Raw genomic sequence first — 1421 nt, forward strand, 5'->3', positions numbered from 1 at the left:
ACATCCTTTTCCACTTAGTACACGCTTAGGGGCCTTAGCCGGCGATCTGGGCTGTTTCCCTCTCGACTATGAAGCTTATCCCCCACAGTCTCACTGCCGTGCTCTCACATCCTGGCATTCGGAGTTTGGCTGGTGTTGGTAAGCGGATAAGCCCCCTTGACCATCCAGTAGCTCTACCTCCAAGATGAAACACACGACGCTGCACCTAAATGCATTTCGGGGAGAACCAGCTATCACGGAGTTTGATTGGCCTTTCACCCCTACCCACAGCTCATCCCCTCAGTTCCACTAAACGCCCTATTCGGACTCGCTTTCGCTCCGGCTTCCCCACACGGGTTAACCTCGCGACATACCACTAACTCGCAGGCTCATTCTTCAAAAGGCACGCCATCAGCCCGAAAGCCTCTGACGGATTGTAAGCACACGGTTTCAGGTACTATTTCACTCCCCTCCCGGGGTACTTTTCACCTTCACACCGGATTTCACGGGCCCGGTGCTACTCGGGAAACAAGAACCATCAACAATTGCCGCTTTCACGTACGGGACTCTCACCCACTACGGTGCGCCGTTCCAAACGACTTCCGCTAACGACAACATCAACAGCATGCGACGGCAGCCACACACACTTGCTCCCACAACACCACACACGCAACGCCTGCCGGCTTGACACGCATATGGTTTAGCCTCATCCGCCTTCGCTCGCCACTACTAACGGAATCACGGTTGTTTTCTCTTCCTACGGGTACTAAGATGTTTCACTTCCCCGCGTTCCCTCCACACGCCCTATACATTCAGGCGCAGGCGACCACACATCACTGTGGCTAGGTTTCCCCATTCGGACATCCTAGGATCACCGCTCGGTTGACAACTCCCCTAGGCTTAACGCAGTCTCCCACGTCCTTCATCGGCTCTTGATGCCAAGGCATCCACCGTGTGCTCTTACACACTTAACAAAAGCATGAATTCAATAAATCGTTCACAAAGAACAAAGAATAAGATGCTCGCGTCCACTGTATAGTTCTCAAACAACACGCCCCACCAGCACCAACACCCACAAAAAGGCATCAGCACCAACGGCGCCACAAGAGGACATATTGCCTCAGACACCCAACAATGTACCAACCACCATCCCCAACCCCGGAGACAGTCACATCACCATAAACGATGCGTTATTGAATGATCCACCCAAAAGGACACACTCACACACACTCGGCATGAGGCACCTTCAAAAAAACAAATCCTTAGAAAGGAGGTGATCCAGCCGCACCTTCCGGTACGGCTACCTTGTTACGACTTCGTCCCAATCGCCAATCCCACCTTCAACGGCTCCCTCCACAAGGGTTAGGCCACCGGCTTCGGGTGTTACCGACTTTCATGACGTGACGGGCGGTGTGTACAAGGCCCGGGAACGTATTCACCGC

Annotated in this window: 2 rRNA genes; both read right to left on the reverse strand. The window is 53.5% G+C overall.

Annotated elements, in window-relative coordinates:
- Positions 1-953 (reverse strand): 23S ribosomal RNA (locus tag DI579_RS07185); the annotation flags it as partial.
- Positions 954-1245: 292 nt separating this feature from the next.
- A 16S ribosomal RNA gene (locus tag DI579_RS07190) occupies positions 1246-1421 on the reverse strand; the annotation flags it as partial.

It is taken from the genome of Lawsonella clevelandensis, from assembly GCF_003241315.1.
In the GTDB taxonomy this organism is placed as follows: domain Bacteria; phylum Actinomycetota; class Actinomycetes; order Mycobacteriales; family Mycobacteriaceae; genus Lawsonella; species Lawsonella clevelandensis_A.